Genomic DNA, 2,242 nt, shown 5'->3' with positions numbered 1-2,242 from the left:
ACCTCCTTCACCAGGGCGGCGTCAGGCGCTCGCGGGCACCGGGGCGTCCTGCACACGCGGCCAGAACTCGCGCACCCAGCGCAGCACGTCCTGCATCACATGGTGGTTGCGGTTCGGGCGCAACGCGCCGAGCTGGAAGAACATCACGCCCTCGCTCGGCGGGCCGAGGAACGTCAGCCGCGCGTCCGCCGTACCGTCCTCGCGCACCGGGTGGAAGTCCGCCGTCAGCTCCAGGCCGCCCGGACCGAAGTCCGGCGCCCCGCCCTGACCCGGGTTCACCCACTTGTGGACCAGCCCGTGCCGCAGCAGCGCCGGATACACCGGCCGTACGTCGTTCTCCGCGTCGAACGGGTGCACCCGCGAGTCCACCAGCACGTCCAGCTCCACGTCAGCGCCGGTCGTCGGACCCTGCACCCGGAACCTGCCGGTCGCCGCGTCCGTCGTCAGATCGGCGCCGGGGCCCACCGACACGTCGACCAGGCCCGCGCGGATCGCCGCCCGCACCTTCTCCATGACCTCCAGCGCGGCCCCGTTGCACAGCCGGTTGTGGTGGCGCATGTACACGTCGAGGAAGTTCTGGTGCGAGGCCGCCGTCAGGCCGCCGAAGTCCACCGCGTACGCCAGCGTGTCGCGCAGGTCGCGCCAGACGCCGTCGGCCGCCGCCTTCGCCGGGTTCGTCAGGTTGTCCTGCGCCGCCCAGCGGTGGTCCACGTCCAGGAAGTCCAGCAGCGCCGCCCGGTACCCCTCCGCGTCCCGGTGCCCGTCGCGCGGGATCGGCCACAGGGTCCGCTCCCACGAGAACCGGTTGTCCGCCGCGTACGTGCCGTGCCGGTACGGCGACGGCGTCACCGCGACCGCCCGCGCGAACCGCGCCCGGTCCGACTCCGCGAGTCCCGCCAGCCGCGTGCCCGAGTCCGGGCCGAACACGACCTCCAGGTAGCGCGGCAGCAGCCCCTTCGGCAACGCGGCGTCCCCGCCGCGCAGTACGGCGTCCAGCGCCTCCACCACCGGGTCGAGGTACCGCTCGACCGCGCCCGACAGCCGGGCCACCGCGTCGGCGGACGACGCGCCCGCGCCCGCGTCCGCGAGGAACGCCTCGTACTCGGGGCGCACCGCCGCCTCCAGCGCGTCCCCGAACTCCGGCCCGAACAGCGTCCGGTAGTACAGCGCCGCCATCTCCAGCACCACGATCGGCAGCACATGCCGCTCGAAGTCCAGCTGTACGCGCGCCAGCCCGCCGATCGTCACCGGTGTGCCGCCCTCGGACACCCGCAGCGCGTCCACCGCCGCCTCCGTCAGGAACACGCCCCGGTGCTCCAGGGCGTCCAGGTCGCGCTCCTTCGCGTTGTACGGGCGCGCGAACGTGAACAGGCCCGAGCGGCTGAACACCGCGATCGACGCCGGCTCGTCGCCCGACGGGACGTACAGCAGCTGGCCGTCACCCCGGTCGACGTACTTCCCGCCCCGGCCCTCCGTCAGGTGCAGGATGATGTCGATGCTGGTCAGGCCCATGCCGAGGCAGCCGACCACCGAACCCGGGCCGGTCGACTCCTCCGGGATGTGCAGCTCCATCGGGTACGCGGACGGCACGAACACCGCGCCGTGCTTCTTCGCGAACGCGTTCCACTTCGCCTGCTTCGGGTAGCGGTCCGGGTCGTTCCACGAGTGGCCGGTGACCATCAGGACGCTGTCCACGTCGTACGCGGCGCCCGGCGCGTCCGTGACGACGGTCAGCCGGCCGCCGCCCTCGGCCGACTCGTGGATGTCGACGACCTCCGCGTGATGCAGGTCGACCTTCACGCCCGCCGAGCGCAGCAGCCTCAGGTACGTCTCGAACTGGTCCTGGAGCGCCTGGCCGTGGACGTAGCGCTTCGGCCAGTCCTCCGCGCTCACGTCGTACAGAGGGTCGCCGGTCGCCCGGAAACGCTCGTGGCACCACTCCAGGAGCGTGGGGCGCAGGGCGGCGGGCAGCAGGGGGCCGGCCTCCTCGACCGTCTCGTCCGCCGCGAACGACACCTGGCCGACGATCCGGTTCAGGAAGCTCGTCGCCGGCTGCTCGGGGCTGTGCACCTGGCCGGCGCCGAACTGGCCCGACGCGTCGAAGATGTGGATGGCCAGCGGGACCTGGCCGTCGGCCGCCTGGGCGAGGGCGGCGAGGCGTTCCAGGGCGTAGGTGCAGCTCGGGCCGGCGCCGACGATGGCTAGGGAGACGAAGGGCATGGTGAACCTCCGGGGTGGGGGG

The 2,242-nt window shown here is 73.1% G+C and carries 1 protein-coding gene; it reads right to left on the bottom strand.

The features are described from left to right. Window positions 1–21: 21 nt before the first annotated feature. On the bottom strand, window positions 22–2,242 hold a 2,221-nt coding region (locus tag AOK24_RS19310), incomplete at its 5' end, for an FAD/NAD(P)-binding protein (RefSeq protein WP_338060943.1).

This window comes from Streptomyces niveiscabiei (genome assembly GCF_001419795.1).
Lineage (GTDB): Bacteria > Actinomycetota > Actinomycetes > Streptomycetales > Streptomycetaceae > Streptomyces > Streptomyces niveiscabiei.
Note: the sequence above shows the minus strand (reverse complement) of the source record. Positions and strands in the feature narration are given on the sequence as shown.